14 protein-coding genes are annotated in these 14208 nt (G+C 65.4%); 12 read left to right on the forward strand and 2 right to left on the reverse strand.

What is annotated here, in order from left to right:
- The 5 genes from ACWIQA_RS06745 to ilvC form a co-directional block, all read left to right on the forward strand.
- Positions 1 to 263, forward strand: a 263-nt coding sequence (locus ACWIQA_RS06745; protein ID WP_448582303.1) for a PEPxxWA-CTERM sorting domain-containing protein, incomplete at its 5' end; no start/stop codon positions are given.
- A gap of 173 nt (positions 264 to 436) precedes the next feature.
- Positions 437 to 2188, forward strand: coding sequence for an acetolactate synthase 3 large subunit (locus ACWIQA_RS06750; RefSeq protein WP_448582304.1), 1752 nt, complete (start codon positions 437 to 439; stop codon positions 2186 to 2188).
- A gap of 34 nt (positions 2189 to 2222) precedes the next feature.
- A complete protein-coding gene (locus ACWIQA_RS06755) occupies positions 2223 to 2714 on the forward strand; it encodes a DUF2306 domain-containing protein (RefSeq protein ID WP_448582305.1) in 492 nt (163 codons plus the stop codon).
- Positions 2711 to 3226 (forward strand): acetolactate synthase small subunit, encoded by a 516-nt coding sequence (ilvN, locus tag ACWIQA_RS06760; RefSeq protein WP_448582306.1) that lies wholly within the window; start codon positions 2711 to 2713, stop codon positions 3224 to 3226. The genes ACWIQA_RS06755 and ilvN overlap by 4 nt, the downstream gene beginning before the upstream one ends.
- A 27-nt stretch (positions 3227 to 3253) precedes the next feature.
- On the forward strand, positions 3254 to 4273 hold the full coding sequence (gene ilvC, locus ACWIQA_RS06765; protein ID WP_448582307.1) for a ketol-acid reductoisomerase: 1020 nt from the start codon (positions 3254 to 3256) through the stop codon (positions 4271 to 4273).
- Between the two features lie 38 nt (positions 4274 to 4311).
- On the opposite strand, the gene ACWIQA_RS06770 is transcribed toward ilvC, so the two are convergent.
- Positions 4312 to 6399 (reverse strand): hypothetical protein, encoded by a 2088-nt coding sequence (locus ACWIQA_RS06770; protein WP_448582308.1) that lies wholly within the window; start codon positions 6397 to 6399, stop codon positions 4312 to 4314.
- Positions 6400 to 6431: 32 nt separating this feature from the next.
- Complete coding sequence (locus ACWIQA_RS06775; protein WP_448582309.1) at positions 6432 to 7292, reverse strand: CDP-alcohol phosphatidyltransferase family protein; 861 nt, start codon at positions 7290 to 7292, stop codon at positions 6432 to 6434.
- 69 nt (positions 7293 to 7361) lie between these two features.
- On the opposite strand from ACWIQA_RS06775, the gene ACWIQA_RS06780 reads away from it, so the two are divergent.
- From ACWIQA_RS06780 to ACWIQA_RS06810, 7 genes are all read left to right on the forward strand, one after another.
- Positions 7362 to 8714 carry a CDP-alcohol phosphatidyltransferase family protein gene (locus ACWIQA_RS06780; RefSeq protein ID WP_448582310.1) on the forward strand — a complete coding sequence of 451 codons (1353 nt, stop codon included), beginning with the start codon at positions 7362 to 7364 and terminating at the stop codon, positions 8712 to 8714.
- A gap of 59 nt (positions 8715 to 8773) precedes the next feature.
- On the forward strand, positions 8774 to 9892 hold the full coding sequence (locus ACWIQA_RS06785; protein ID WP_448582311.1) for an inositol-3-phosphate synthase: 1119 nt from the start codon (positions 8774 to 8776) through the stop codon (positions 9890 to 9892).
- A gap of 19 nt (positions 9893 to 9911) precedes the next feature.
- Positions 9912 to 10598 carry a phosphocholine cytidylyltransferase family protein gene (locus ACWIQA_RS06790; protein WP_448582312.1) on the forward strand — a complete coding sequence of 229 codons (687 nt, stop codon included), beginning with the start codon at positions 9912 to 9914 and terminating at the stop codon, positions 10596 to 10598.
- Between the two features lie 2 nt (positions 10599 to 10600).
- The gene (locus tag ACWIQA_RS06795; protein WP_448582313.1) at positions 10601 to 12076 is read left to right on the forward strand and encodes a capsule assembly Wzi family protein; all 1476 of its coding nucleotides are present in this window, start codon (positions 10601 to 10603) and stop codon (positions 12074 to 12076) included.
- Between the two features lie 40 nt (positions 12077 to 12116).
- On the forward strand, positions 12117 to 12788 hold the full coding sequence (gene pdeM, locus ACWIQA_RS06800) for a ligase-associated DNA damage response endonuclease PdeM (protein ID WP_448582314.1): 672 nt from the start codon (positions 12117 to 12119) through the stop codon (positions 12786 to 12788).
- Entirely contained in the window at positions 12785 to 13444 is a 660-nt protein-coding gene (locus tag ACWIQA_RS06805; RefSeq protein WP_448582315.1) for a fumarylacetoacetate hydrolase family protein, read from the forward strand. The genes pdeM and ACWIQA_RS06805 overlap by 4 nt, the downstream gene beginning before the upstream one ends.
- A 69-nt stretch (positions 13445 to 13513) precedes the next feature.
- On the forward strand, positions 13514 to 14095 hold the full coding sequence (locus ACWIQA_RS06810) for an EipA family protein (protein WP_448582316.1): 582 nt from the start codon (positions 13514 to 13516) through the stop codon (positions 14093 to 14095).
- The last annotated feature ends 113 nt before the right edge of the window (positions 14096 to 14208 follow it).

The following is a 14208-nucleotide window of genomic DNA, read 5'->3' on the forward strand; positions in this document are numbered from 1 at the left end:
TCTATGGCCTGCCCGCCGGCCTCGATCTCGTCACCCCCTGCCTTGCTGCGGTTCCGCCAGGGCCGGGAATCGACTGCACCGGCTTCCTCTCGTTCGACGGCATTCACGTCACCCGCGCGGTGCAGCAGGCACTTTCGGTCCAGATCGGCAGGCTGGTCGGAATCGCGGTCGTGCCCGAACCGGCAAGCTGGGCGATGATGATCGCCGGCTTCGGGCTGGTCGGCGGCGCGCTGCGGCGGCGGCGGGAGGCGCTTGCCGCCTGACCCGTGGCGGCCGGGCAACAGACGCTGCAACTTCCCGGCGCGCGGTCGGAATCTTGTTGCGGTCTCAGATAACGCCCTGTCACGAAGCGATTCCGCGCGCGTTGACAGTCTGCGATTCGCTCCCTAGCCAGCCCGCCTTCGCGGCCATTGCCGCATGTGCGAAGGAGTGATCCATGTCAGGCCGCGACCTGTCGGGTGCAGAGATCCTGCTCGAGGCCCTGTCGGACCTCGGGGTCGAGGTCATCTTCGGCTATCCCGGCGGCGCGGTCCTTCCTGTCTATGACGCGCTCCACCGCCAGAAGCGCATCCGCCACATCCTAGTGCGCCATGAGCAGGGCGCAGTCCATGCGGCCGAAGGCTATGCCCGGGCATCGGGCAGGCCGGGCGTGGTGCTCGTCACTTCCGGTCCTGGTGCCACCAATGCCGTCACCGGCATCACGGATGCCCTCATGGATTCGATCCCCATCGTCGTCATCACTGGCCAAGTCGCAACCCACCTCATCGGCTCGGATGCCTTCCAGGAGTGCGACACCGTCGGGATCACCCGCCACTGCTCGAAGCACAATTATCTCGTGAAAGAGACGGCACGGCTTGCCGAGGTGGTGCACGAAGCCTTCCATATTGCCACCACCGGCCGGCCAGGCCCGGTTGTCATCGATCTCCCGAAAGATGTGCAAGTCGCCCGCGCGCGCTACCGGCGGCCGGGTGCCATCGCCCACAAGAGCTATCGTCCACGCCTCAAGGGTGACCTTGACGCCATTGCCGCTGCTGCGGAAATGCTGGCTTCCGCAGAGCGACCCATTCTTTACACCGGGGGTGGCATCATCAACGCTGGTCCTCTTGCTAGCGCGAAACTGCGTGAGCTTGCCAGGCTTTCGGGTGCTCCTGTCACATCGACTCTCATGGGCCTTGGCGCCTTTCCCGCCTCGTCGCCGCAGTTCCTCGGCATGCTCGGCATGCACGGCACCTTTGAAGCCAACATGGCCATGAACCAGTGCGACTTGATGCTCTGCCTTGGCGCCCGCTTCGACGATCGTGTCACTGGCCGGCTGGACGGTTTTTCGCCCGGCAGCCGCAAGATCCATGTCGATATTGACCCTTCCTCCTTCAACAAGACGGTGAGGGTGGATCTTCCGATTGAAGGCGACGTTGGCCATGTCCTCGACGACATGGTCAAGATCTGGAAGAGCCGGGGCTTGAGGCCGGCGGTGTCCGAGGAATGGTGGAACCGGATCCGCGGCTGGCGCGCCCTCGATTGCCTTGCCTTCAACCAGCAGGGCCCGGAAATCGAGCCCCAGCACGCAATCGTCCGCTTGCGGGAAGCAACCGCCCATCTCGACCCCATCATCACCACCGAAGTCGGCCAGCACCAGATGTGGGCTGCTCAGCATTTCCACTTCGAGAAGCCGAACCGCTGGCTCACCTCGGGCGGGCTTGGCACCATGGGCTATGGCCTTCCGGCTGCAATCGGTGCCCAGGTCGCTTTCCCGGGCAAGCTTGTGGTCGACATCGCCGGCGAGGCTTCCATCCTCATGAACATGCAGGAAATGTCGACTGCCGTCCAATATCGGCTTCCAGTCAAGGTGTTTGTTCTCAACAACGAGTATATGGGCATGGTCCGCCAGTGGCAGGATCTGACCTACGAAGGCCGCCATGCCGAAAGTTATACGGCTGCCCTTCCTGATTTTGTGAAACTGGCCGAGGCCTTCGGCTGGAAGGGCATCCGCATTGAGACCGAAGAGGAGCTGGACCCCGCGATTGCGGCCATGCTCGCTCACCCGGGCCCCGTCTTCGTCGATTGCCGGGTGAGACGCCACGCCAATTGCTTCCCGATGATCCCAAGCGGTGCTGCCCACACCGAAATGCTGCTTTCGCAAGCCGATGTTGCAGGCGAACTCGACAGTAGCGCCGAGGCGCTGGTCTGATACGCGCGGGGCACGGCAGAAAGGGGCGGGTGCAATGACTGCCATGATCGGCCTCTATCTCGCGCTGGCGAGCGCTGCGCTCCTCCTGGGCGCCATGACTCTCGCCAACCCCAAGGGCAGCGTTCGCCACCGGTTCCCTGGCTGGTCCTATTGTGCTGCCATGCTGGGTGCGGCGCTCACAGGCCTTCTCGTCACCCTGGAATATGGCCGCTTCTTGCCCTTCCTGATCTTCAGCCTGATCGTGCTCGTCACGGTGCCGGCTGGGGTGTGGGCGATCTGGCGAGTGGTCGTGCGTCAGCAACGCGGCCTGCTCGAAGGGCATGCAACCGCCATGGTCTGGTCTTACGCTGGTCTTCTCTTGGCGCTGGGCTCTCAGATCGGGCTGACAGTGATGAAGCTCGGCCTCGTCTCCGATCGCAAGATGTTCACGATCCTGGTCTTTGTGCTTCTTGCCCTCGGCAATGTCTTGGCTTCGGCGGTGGTCCCCCGGCAGGTCCGCTGCATGCTTGCATCCCTTTCGGCATGACGCGGGCGCAGGAGCCATCCGAGCGCCACACGCTCTCCGTCATCGTCGACAATGAGGCCGGCGTGCTGGGGCGGATCACCGGCCTCTTCTCGGCGCGCGGCTATAACATCGAGTCGCTGACCGTCGCTGATGTCTCGCCCGATCACGCGGTCTCTCGCATCACCATCGTGACGACGGGCCCGCGCCGTGTCATTGACCAGATCCACGCCCAGCTGGAGCGGCTGGTCCCCGTGCACTCCGTCACCGACCTGACGGAAGCCGGCCCCCACGTCGAGCGCGAGCTTGCCCTCGTCAAGGTAGCCGGCAGAGGCGATGCGCGTGTCGAAGCCCTGCGCCTTGCCGACATCTTCCGCGCCCGCCCCGTGGACACCACAACATCGAGCTTCATCTTCGAGATTTCCGGCTCGACGCAGAAGGTCGACCAGTTCATCGCCCTCATGCGCGAGGTCGGCCTCGTCGAAGTCGCCCGCACTGGCGTCGCCGCCATGGCCCGCGGCGCCGGGCCGGCCTAGATTTTCTTTGAAGAGACTGGGGGAACCATGCGTGTCTTCTATGAGTCCGATGCCGATCTGGCGCTCATCCGGGCAAAGAAGGTGGCCGTCATCGGCTATGGTTCGCAGGGCCATGCCCACGTGGCCAACCTTCGCGATTCCGGGGTTGCCGAGGTTGCAACAGCGCTGAAGCCTGGCTCCGCGACGGCCGAGAAGGCGCGCGCCGCTGGCTTCACCGTGATGACAAACGCGCAAGCCGCGCAATGGGCGGACATTGTGATGATGCTCGCGCCTGATGAGCATCAGGCCGCCATCTGGGAAACAGACCTCAAGCCTCACATGCGGGAAGGTGCCGCGCTTGCCTTTGCTCATGGGCTCAACATCCACTTCGGCCTTATTGAGCCGCGCCCTGATCTCGACGTTTTCATGGTCGCGCCCAAGGGCCCCGGCCACACGGTGCGCTCGGAATATCAGAAGGGCGGCGGCGTTCCCGCGCTCGTGGCCGTCGCCCAAAATGCCAGCGGTAACGCGATGGACTTGGCCCTCAGCTACGCGTCCGCACTCGGCGCCGGCCGCTCGGGCATTATCGAGACCAACTTCCGCGAGGAGTGTGAGACCGACCTCTTCGGCGAGCAGGTGGTGCTCTGCGGCGGTCTCTCGCACCTCATCATGGCCGGGTTTGAGACGCTCGTTGAGGCTGGCTATGCGCCCGAGATGGCCTATTTCGAATGTCTCCACGAAGTGAAGCTCATTGTCGACCTCATGTATGAAGGCGGGATTGCCAACATGCGCTACTCCATTTCCAACACTGCCGAATTTGGCGACTATGCAACCGGCCCGCGCATCATCACCGAGGAGACGAAGGCGGAGATGAAGCGGGTGCTGGCCGATATCCAGAAGGGCCGCTTCGTCGCCGACTTCATCACCGACAATCGCGCCGGCAGCCCGCGCCTGAAAGCCGCAAGGAAGCTCCAGAACGCCCACCCGATCGAGGAGGTGGGCGAGCGGCTGCGCGCCATGATGCCCTGGATCGCCAGGACCAAGCTGGTGGACCGGGCAAGGAACTAGCCCGCCTGTCCGCCTCCCTGCCGGGCCGTCTTGCGGCCCTAGTCCTCGAGCACCTCGGCCAGCGCTGCCGCCAGCCGCCCGACCTCGGATGAGCGGAGGATGGCGGCGAGGCCCGTCGGCTCGCCGCTGTCCAGCCGCGCCACCATGGCTTCGAACCCGGCTGTCAAGCGGCGCGCAGCGCTTGCAAACTCCGGGTCTCTTGCCACCAGCGCCTTCAGGGCCTTGGCTTCCCGCTTGTCCAGGAGCGCCAGCGCCCGACGATGGAACAGGCCCCGTTCGCCCATGCGCCATTTCGCCCAGTCCTCGGCATCCATTTCCCGGCCGAGGGCTGAGGCAATGGTGACAGCTTCGGCTGCCATCCGGTCCGTCAGCAGCTGTGCAGCTGCCACCAGCTCGCGGGTGCCAAGGTCGGCAAGCTCGCGGAACCGCTCTTGCGCCTTTGTGTCGACAAGCTTGAGCGCTTGCGCAAGCCCGGCAAGCGCTTGTGCCGAACGTTCGGCCGCGGCCCGCGCGCTCGCCTCGGCAGCTGCTGCCTGCTCGGCAATCGGCTTGACAAAGCCAGCCTCGAGCGACTCCTGTGCGGCTTTGCCGAGTGCCTCGCGCGCCTCGGCAACCACGCCTTCGAGCATCTCGCGCATGGTTCCCGTCGCTTGGGCGGAAACATCCCGGACTCGGCTCAGGGCATCGACAAGCCGGGTGGCCGCCGCCAGCGAGCTTGCCTCCGTCGTCCGCTCCACTTCCGCAACCAGCTGGCGCGCCTGCTCAAGCTCGACGACCAGGGCTTCGCCGGCAATCTGCACAGCCTCACGTTGGGCCTCGAACCGGCGGGTCGCCTCCTCGACCACGGCGCGGCTGTTCGCAACCGGGTCGGCGAGCGCCTCGGCCCGGGCATGGGCACGTTCGATCGCATCGAGCAGGTCGCGCACTTGACGGCCCAGGGTTTCCGCTGCCGCCGCAGCCGCCACCGCCTGCTGCGGCAGAGTGCCGGCCAGAAGATCCGTCACGGCGAGCGCTGTCTCGCGCACGCCGCCTATCGCCTGGTCGAGTTCACCAACAGTGGCGCGGCCAGTCCGCACTGGTTCCGCCAGCGCATCGATTGCTGCGGCTGCCGCCTGGATGCGGGCCTGGAGCTGGTCGAGTGTTTGCCCGGTCGTCGCAGTCGTGTGCGCGAGCCGCTTGTCGAGAATCTGGAAGCCCTGATCTGCGGCCTTGACCAGCTCCTCGGTGGCACCCGCCTGCCCGGCGATCCGCGCCTCAAGCTCCCGCGCCTGGCCGACCAGAACATCCAAGTGCCGCCCGAGCGCTCGCGCTGCTTCCGAGCCGATCGCAGCCACAGTGGCTCGCGCTTCGGCAGTCGTCTGCTCCATTGCTGCCCGGTGCTCAGCAATCGCGCCTGAAAGCGTCCTGGCGGCATCCTGGGCGAGCGCCATCGCAGTTTCGGCGTCGGCGGCAATCCGCGCTGTCTCGTTTGCAAGTGCTGCAGCGCTTGCATCCGTTGCTTGCGTTAGCGCTGCATGCCGGGCGACTGCATCGGCCTGGATCCCTGCCAGGCGCTCGCCCATGGCGGCAAGATCATCTCCCGCCTGCACCAGCAGGCCACGTTGGGCTTCGATATTCCCGGCGAGGCTTGAGAGGGCAGCGGTGAGCTCCCCAGTTGCGGCAAGTCCACCACTTACGCTTGCATCGAGCCTCTGTGCCACTTCGGATATCCTGTCGGCAGCAGCAGTTGCGTCGCGAAGCTGTGCAGCCGCTGCTCCTGCGCGCTCCTCAAGCGTGCTGGTCAGCGCTTCAACGGCAGCGATATCAAGCGCGAGCATCTCCCTTGCCGCCGCGAGCCGGGCCGCCAGCGCGCCGGCAGTCGCCACTGCTTCCGACTCTGTTCCTTGGGCTGCCGCGATGAGATCCTGTTGCACCACCACCTCAGCCCGGCGGAATGCCGCGGCGATGGCAAACAGGAGCGCTGGCACAACAAGAACTTTTGTTGCGAGGTCGAGGAGGGTTGCCGCCGAAGGCCCAGCCCGAAGCGCTGCCGCCACCCCGGGCTCGGAAAGCGCAAAGGCGATCCAGGCGAGGCTGAGGAGGGCGGCAATCACTGCCAGCACAGGGATACGCTGCGCTCTTTCCATGCCCTTCATTCCCAGCGCCAGAATTTTGGGGATTAGGCGGCAGGTGGCGGGCCTGCAACCGTCGGAGCCCCTTCGGCTTCATCCAGCCGCTCAGCCCGCCCCAGCACGCGGGCGCAAAGCAAGGCAATTGGCGTCAGCACCAGCAGTTCCCACCACCATGCCAGGCGCGGGTTGCCAAGCAGACAAGCGACAAGGATGACATGGGTGCGGGCATTGGCACTCAGAAGCCACAGCAGCCGCATCGCCGGAAGCGCCGTCCGCGCCCATCGCATGACAAGCCGCAGCCGCATGTCGGGGCCGGCGGCAGCAAGCCGATGGTCGAAGGCCGTCGCCTGGTGACCCAGCCGAGCCTCCATCGCATTGTAGAGCCGCTCGATAACGCCGCCAGCAGCCGTTCTCGGCGGCACGCAGACTAGGCCGGCCAGCCGCCGGTACCACATCGCCCGGCGCGCTTCATAAAAGGCGGACTGGACGGCATGGGCAAGCCCCGCTGCAATCGCTAACGCAAGCGCGGCCACCGGGTCGGGCAAGGACAAGGCCAGCGCCACATGCACCAGCACGAACACACCATAGTCGGCGAAGCCGTCGAGAAAGCGACCGAAGGGCGAAGCGGTGCCGGTTGCACGGGCAATCCGGCCATCAAGCCCGTCTAGCAGGTGCCAGAGAAGCATCAGGACCCAGCCAGCGACCGCCAGCCGCCAGTCCTGCCAGTGGAAATAGGCGAGCGCTGCGGCGAGCCCGACTGCAAGCCCGGCGAGGCTTGCCATGTTGGCGCTCAATCCGGCAGCGATCGCCGGCCCGACCAGCCGGTCGGCAAGCGGATGCAGAAGGAACCGATTCGACGGCACCTCAATGGCGCGCGGATCGGGCAGCGGAGGGCGAAGGGTGGTCACGCAGCACCGCCTTGCCGAGCAGGCGTGCCTTGGCAAGCCGACGCGCCCGGTCCTAAGGGCGCGCCGGCCATGGCTAGCACATCGCGCCTCCTCGCCCTTGTGTCAGCTGGCGATGCCGTGCCTGGCGAGCGTCGGTCCGGCCTGCAGCATGTCGCTGGCCAGACCATTCTTGAACGCCAGGTCCGCCTTGCCTTGCGCGCTGGCGCGCATGCTGTGCTCATCGTCTCCCCGCCCTTGCCAGCCGAGCTTGAAAGGCGGCTCTCACGACAAGGCCCAGTCACGCAGCTGAGCGATTCGGCGGCGCTTGCAACCCAGCTCTCCCATGCGCAGGCAGACCTGCTGCTGCTCGAGCCGGGAGCCGTGGTCGATGAGCGTTTGGTCGAATCGATCGCTGCCGAGGGGGAGGGGGGACGCGTGCTGGTGTTTGACTGCGACCCGCCGCCCGGTGCCGAGCGCATTGGCAGCAGCGAGCACTGGGCTTCGGTTGCGCGCCTGCCGGCCAAAGAGGCAGCAGCAGCGCTTGCCCGGCACCCGGAGTGGGAGCCCGTTGCCACCTTGCTGCGCGCCGCCCTTGCTGGCGGTGCAGCGCTGGTTCCCGTCGAGTCGCTGTCGACCTATTCGGAAGGCCGGCGTCGCAAGGTTCCGTTCGTCTGGGCTAAACCGGCTGCGGCTGGCGGCCGGGCCGAGGCGGAGCAGCAGCTTCTCGCTGCTGCCCAGAAAGGATGTCTCGACTGGCCAGCCAGGTTTCTCCACCCGCCGATTGAGAATGCGCTGGTCCGGCTGCTGTGGCCCACACCCGTCACGCCGAACATGGTCACGCTTGCAACTGCGCTCCTCGGTGTTGTTGCCCTTGCCCTTATCGCCTCCGGTGCGCTTCTGTCGGCGCTTCTCCTCATCCTGGTGATCGGCCCGCTCGATGGAGTCGACGGCAAGCTTGCCCGCACCCGGATCGAATTCTCGCGCTGGGGCGATCTTGAGCATGTGCTCGACAAGCTGCTCGAATATGGCTGGTTTGCAGCCTTTGGCTTCTGGTTCGCAGGCGTCGGCCATGGCCTTGCCGCCATGCTTGCAGCTTTCGCACTCATCCTCTTTGCCTTTCTTGAGGCTGTGCATGGCGAGATTTTCCGCCGCATCACGGGCCGTCAGCTCGACGACTGGGGCAGTTTCGAACGCCGATTCCGGCTCATCGCCGGGCGGCGGAACACCTTCTTCTGGACCCTTCTTCCCTTCGGTCTTGCCGGGCTGTGGTGGCAGGGGTTTCTCGTGCTCCTTGCCTATGCAGCTGTCACCTTCGCTGTTGCCCACTGGCGGTTCCTGCGCGGGCTTCTTGCGTTCCTTCGCCGGGAGGCGCCATCTGTGCGCCGAAATCTGGAGGTCACGCGCTATGCTTTCTTGCCCAAGTCGGGCCGGCAGGGTAGCTGAACGCGCGAAAATTTCACTTGTGTGTCAACGCAGCGCCTGCTGCGGCCACCAGGAAGAGGATGCCAGCCTTGGCTATCAATGTCGCGCTTGCCGGGGTCGGGAACTGCGCCAGTTCCTTGGTGCAGGGCATCGCCCATTACAGCAATGGCGGCGCCAACGAGGCCATCGGTCTCAGCCGCTGGGACATGGGCGGCTACCGGCCGAAGGACATCCGGATCGTTGCGGCCTTCGATGTTGATCCGCGCAAGGTTGGTTTGGATGTCGCTGACGCCATTTTCGCGCCGCCCAACTGCACCACCACTTTCTGCACCCATGTCGCGCCAACCGGTGCGATTGTCGCCATGGGTCCCGTGCTCGATGGCGTCTCCGCCCATATGCTCGAGGCCCCGCCCGAGCGCAGCTTTCGTATTGCCGATCTTCCCCAGCCCAGCTTGCGCGAGGCTGCCGAACTGCTGCGGCGGGCCGAGACCCAGGTGCTGGTGAACTACCTGCCCGTCGGCAGCGAACAGGCCGCTGCCTTCTACGCCGAGGCCGCGCTGCGTGCTGGCGCTGCGTTCGTGAACGCCATGCCAGTTTTCATTGCAAGCGATCCGGGCTGGGCCCGCCGCTTCGCTGAAGCCCGGCTTCCGCTCATCGGTGATGACATCAAGGCCCAGCTTGGCGCCACCATCCTGCATCGCACGCTTGCAGACCTGTTCGCACGCCGCGGCGTGCGCCTTGATCGTACCTACCAGCTCAACACCGGCGGCAACACGGACTTCCTCAACATGCTCAATCGCGACCGGCTCAAGAGCAAGAAGCGATCGAAGACTGAAGCGGTGCAGGCGGCCGCCGAGCACCGGCTCGATTCTGATGACATCCATGTCGGCCCGTCCGACTATGTCGCCTGGCAGAAGGACAACAAGGTTGCCTTCGTCCGCCTCGAAGGCCGCCTTTTCGGGGGTGTCCCGATGAACATCGAGCTCCGTCTGTCGGTTGAAGACAGTCCGAACAGTGCGGGTGTTGCAATCGACATGATCCGCGCTGCCCGGATCGCACTCGACCGCGGCATTGGCGGTGTCCTTGCCGGTCCTTCAGCAGCGTGGTGTAAGCATCCGCCCGCCCAACTGCGGGATGAAGAGGCCGAGGCAGCAATCGAGGCCTTCCTGCGCGGCGGCAGCCCCCACGCGACCCACTGACGCCTCCATCCCGCCGGCCGTGCCGCGCCCTGCCATCCTTCTTGCTGCCGGCGCAGGGACCCGGTTGCGTAACCAGGCCCCCATCAAGCCACTGGCAACGGTCGCGGGCAAGCCCCTCATCTTCCACGCAATCGAGTCCCTGCGGGCCGCCGGTGTCGGGCCTGTCACAGTGGTCACTGGTTACGCCGGCGACGAGATTGCGGCAGCGCTTTCTGCCCTTCCTGCTGTTGCCGTGGTTCCCAATCCGCGGTGGGCAGAAGCTCCCAACGGCGTGTCGCTGCTTGCCGCCCGCGATCATGTCGCAGAAGGCACCCTCCTCTTCATGGCGGACCATCTGGTCGCGCCTGCACTCCTTCACCGCCTCATCCAAGGGGGCCAGCCTGCAGGCGGCCTTGCGCTTGCAGTCGACCGACGCCTCGGGCATCCGGCAATCGACGAAGCGGATGTGACTCGTGTCCGCACCCGGGGGAACCGGATCATGGACATCGGCAAGTCGCTCAGGGTCTATGATGCCTATGACTGCGGCGCCTTCCTCATAGGCCCGTCTCTTGTGGCAGCGTTATCGGCCCTCGTGTCCCCGGCTCTGACCGACGGCGTGCAGGCGCTTGCGGCTGCCGGTCGCGCCCAGGCAACCGACATCGGGGATGCCTTCTGGCTCGACGTCGATGACGCCCGCGCGCTGGCGCTTGCCAACGCCATGGTCTGAGCATGCGGGTTGCGCTTGCCACCATGCTGCTCACGCTCACAGCCCCGGCTGCAGCCGGCCCCTGGGCGGAGCCCGGCGATGCCCGTCTTCGCGCCGATATCGAGCTCATGCGCTCCAACGGCCTGATTTCTGGCCCGATGGGCAGCTGGCCGCTGCCCTGGGCGCAGATCGATCGTGGTCTCGCGCGTGCAGACGGCCTGGCGCTGCCGCCAGGCGTTGCAGCAGCCGTCCGGCGCGTGAAGGCGCTTTCCGATTACAACCGAAAGAAAAACCGGTTCCGGGCGGAAATGACCGTAGCCAACGCCCCAGCGCTGGTGCGCGGCTTCCAGGAGAGTGCTCGCGGCCAAGTCGACATGGAAGTCGGCGCCGAGCATGATTTGGACTGGATCACCCTCGGCTGGGGTGCAAGCTACATCAAGCCCGGCGACACACCGGCAACCGCGCAAGGCGGCGGGGTCCAGCTGCGGCCGCTCTATGCTGCCGTGCCCATCGGCAATTGGGCCTTCTATGGCGGCCATGTCGAGACCTACTGGGGCCCAAGCGAGGAGGGCGGGCTTCTCTTCTCAACATCCGCACGGCCTTTCCCGAAGATCGGCTTCAAGGTGCTGGAGCCGCGGCCTCTCAGGGCACCTGTTCTGCGGTGGCTCGGGCCAGTCGGATTCGATATCTTCGGGGGAGTCCTCAACGAAGAGCGCGACTTTGCGAACACGGCCGTCATTGGCATGCGGCTTGCATTCGCGCCCGCCCCCGGATTGAGCGTCGGCCTCAACCGGGCCATGCAGCTTTGCGGCCGCGGACGTCCCTGCGATGCACGCATTTTCGCTCTTGCCTTCGTCGGCTTCGGCGATGCGGACAACACAGGCACGCCCGATGAGCCCGGCAACCAGCTTGCCGGGTTCGATCTTGCCTACAGCTTCCGAATCGGCCGCGCTGGCCACGGTGGCAAGCTGTTCTTCGAAACGGTCGCAGAAGATGCCGACAACATCGTCATCGAGCAGTTTGCAAGGCGCGGCGGCGGCCGCCTCCATGGCCCGCTTGGAACGGCTGGCGCCGTCTACTCGGCGGGAATCGAATATGTGGACTCGCTTGCCTCCAACTTCTTCGGTGGCAACAAGTTCCCAGGTTCCCTCTACAATAACTTCATCTATGTGAGCGGCTTTACTTATGATCGCCGTCCGATCGGCTTTTCTCTCGACGGCGACACCCGGCTCCTCACATTCGACGCTGCAGTGACGGACGCGCGCAACCGGCGCGTCTACGGCTCCATCCGGCAAGTAAACATCAATGTGAGCGAAAGCCCGAGCTATCGCATTTCCAAAAACAACGAACGCTTCCTTCTCGCAACCGTTGGCGCCGAAATGCCGACCCGTTTCGGCGATGTTCGCCTCGAGCTTCGGGCCCAGGGCGACCAGCCCGACACGCCAGGCACAAGAGACGGCGCAGTCCAGTTCGAGGCTGGTTGGAAAACCCGCTTCTGATGCTTGCACATGGGTACGCGTTCGCGCAATGTTCCCCCCAATGACGGATTCGCTCCTGCTCGGCGGCCACCGGCTGGTTCCGCTTGCCTGCGGCGCCCTCTACTGGCCAGCGCAGGCCCTGCTTGCCGTTGCTGACCTTCACCTTGAGAAGGGGAGTGCATTGGCGCGCCGGGGTTGGATGCTGCCCCCTTATGACAGCTGCGATACCTTGGTTCGGCTTCAGCGCGCGATTCGGCAGACCGGTGCCCGCGTCGTCCTCGCGCTTGGCGACAGTTTCCACGATCCGCTGGGCCCGGCCCGGCTGCCAGCGCAAGCGCGGCAGATGCTTGCCGAGCTGATCGGCGCGGTTGCCTGGACCTGGATTGCCGGCAACCATGATGGCGTGGCGGCCGGGCAGCTTGGCGGCGCCGTCGCTGACGATGTCGTGGTCGCCGGTATTGCCTTCCGCCATATCACCGATCCGGCTGCAGAGGGTCCGGAAATCTCCGGCCATTTCCACCCCAAGACGCGGCTCTTGAACGGTCACGGGGCTGCCCGTCGCTGCTTTGCCCTCGCTGGCGAGCGGCTGCTGCTGCCAGCCTATGGCAGCTACGCGGGAGGACTTGATATTTCGCGCCCTGAGCTTGTGGCAGCGCTTGGCCAAGCTCCGCTCGGCCTGTTGCCGACTGCCCGGGGCCTCGTCTTCGTTGACTCTCGCACGCAGGCGGCATGAGCTGGTTTCCGGCCAAAGACGCGCGCATCTTCTGCGCTGCAGTCAACTATGCTGCCCACCGCGACGAGATGGGCCGCGGCGAAACCAGCGCCCATCCCATGCTGTTCCTGCGTACGCCGGCTTCGCTGGTGCGCGCAGGAGAAGCGATCGTGAAGCCGAAAGCCTCTGACTGCCTCGACTATGAAGGCGAGCTGGCGCTCGTCATCGGCAGGGCAGGGCGGCACATCCCGCGCGAACGCGCGCTTGATCATGTGGGTGGCTGGACTTGCTTCATGGACGGCTCGGTCCGGGACTGGCAGCGCCACACGGCCCAGTTCACGCCAGGCAAGAATTTCGACCGCTCAGGAAGCATCGGCCCTGCCCTCCTGTCGCCTGCCGCCTTCGGGGACTGGCGCGCCCACCAGCTGACAACGCGTGTGAACGGGCAAGTCGTGCAACAGACCGAAACGGCGCTGATGCTCGTCGATGTCGAAACTTTGGTGAGCTATGTCAGCAGCTTCACCGAGCTCCGCCCTGGCGACGTCATCGCAACTGGAACTTGCGCTGGCGTGGGAGAGAAGCGGACGCCGCCACTCTACCTCTTTCCAGGCGATGTGGTGGAAGTCGAAGTCAGCGGCTTGCCGCTGCTGCGAAATCCGGTCATTGCCGAGGCGTGAAGGGAGACACCGGGCCAGCCAGCAACAGATTCACTCCCGATTCACTTCGCCTCCCCAAGGGATTGGACCATGTCTGCAATGCTCAGATCCCTCCTGTTCCTGCTCCTTGCCTTGGCGGCGCCGCTCCATGCCAGGCAGTCAGCGACACCGGCTGCCTCCGCGAAGGCTGGCGCCTACAGCCTTGAGGAAGTCGTCGCTGCTGCCGAGAAGGCATTCGGGAAGGGCAGCGCTGGCATTGCCAAGGCGATCGAGCGCGCCTTCGCCGAAAACGGCCAACCCAACGGCTATGTCGTCGGCCGCGAAGGGGGGGGCGCCTTCGGGCTCGGCATCCGCTATGGCAAGGGAACCCTCCATTCGAAAGTGGAGGGCAGCAGGCAAGTTTACTGGCATGGACCCTCGTTCGGCCCGGACGTCGGTGGCGATGCCTCGACGGTCTTCATCCTCGTCTATGACCTCCATGACACCGAGGAGCTGTTTCGCCGCTATCCTGCCGTCGAAGGCCGGGCCTATTTGATTGGCGGGGTTTCGCTCGGCTACTACCAGCGCGATGCTGTCCGCCTGGTTCCCGTCCGGCTCGGTGCTGGCTGGCGGATCGGCGCCAATGTCGGCTATCTCCACTTTTCGAAGGCCCGGCGTATCCTGCCAGTCTGAAGCGGCTCTTGCGCATGATAGGCTGTCTTGCGCTGCCCGCCCGCGGCCCGCAAAGCGTCAGAACAGATGGGGATGTGCCGAAATACGCTGCCGTTGCTGATCGGCGCTGCTGT

The organism is Thermaurantiacus sp., assembly GCF_053487655.1.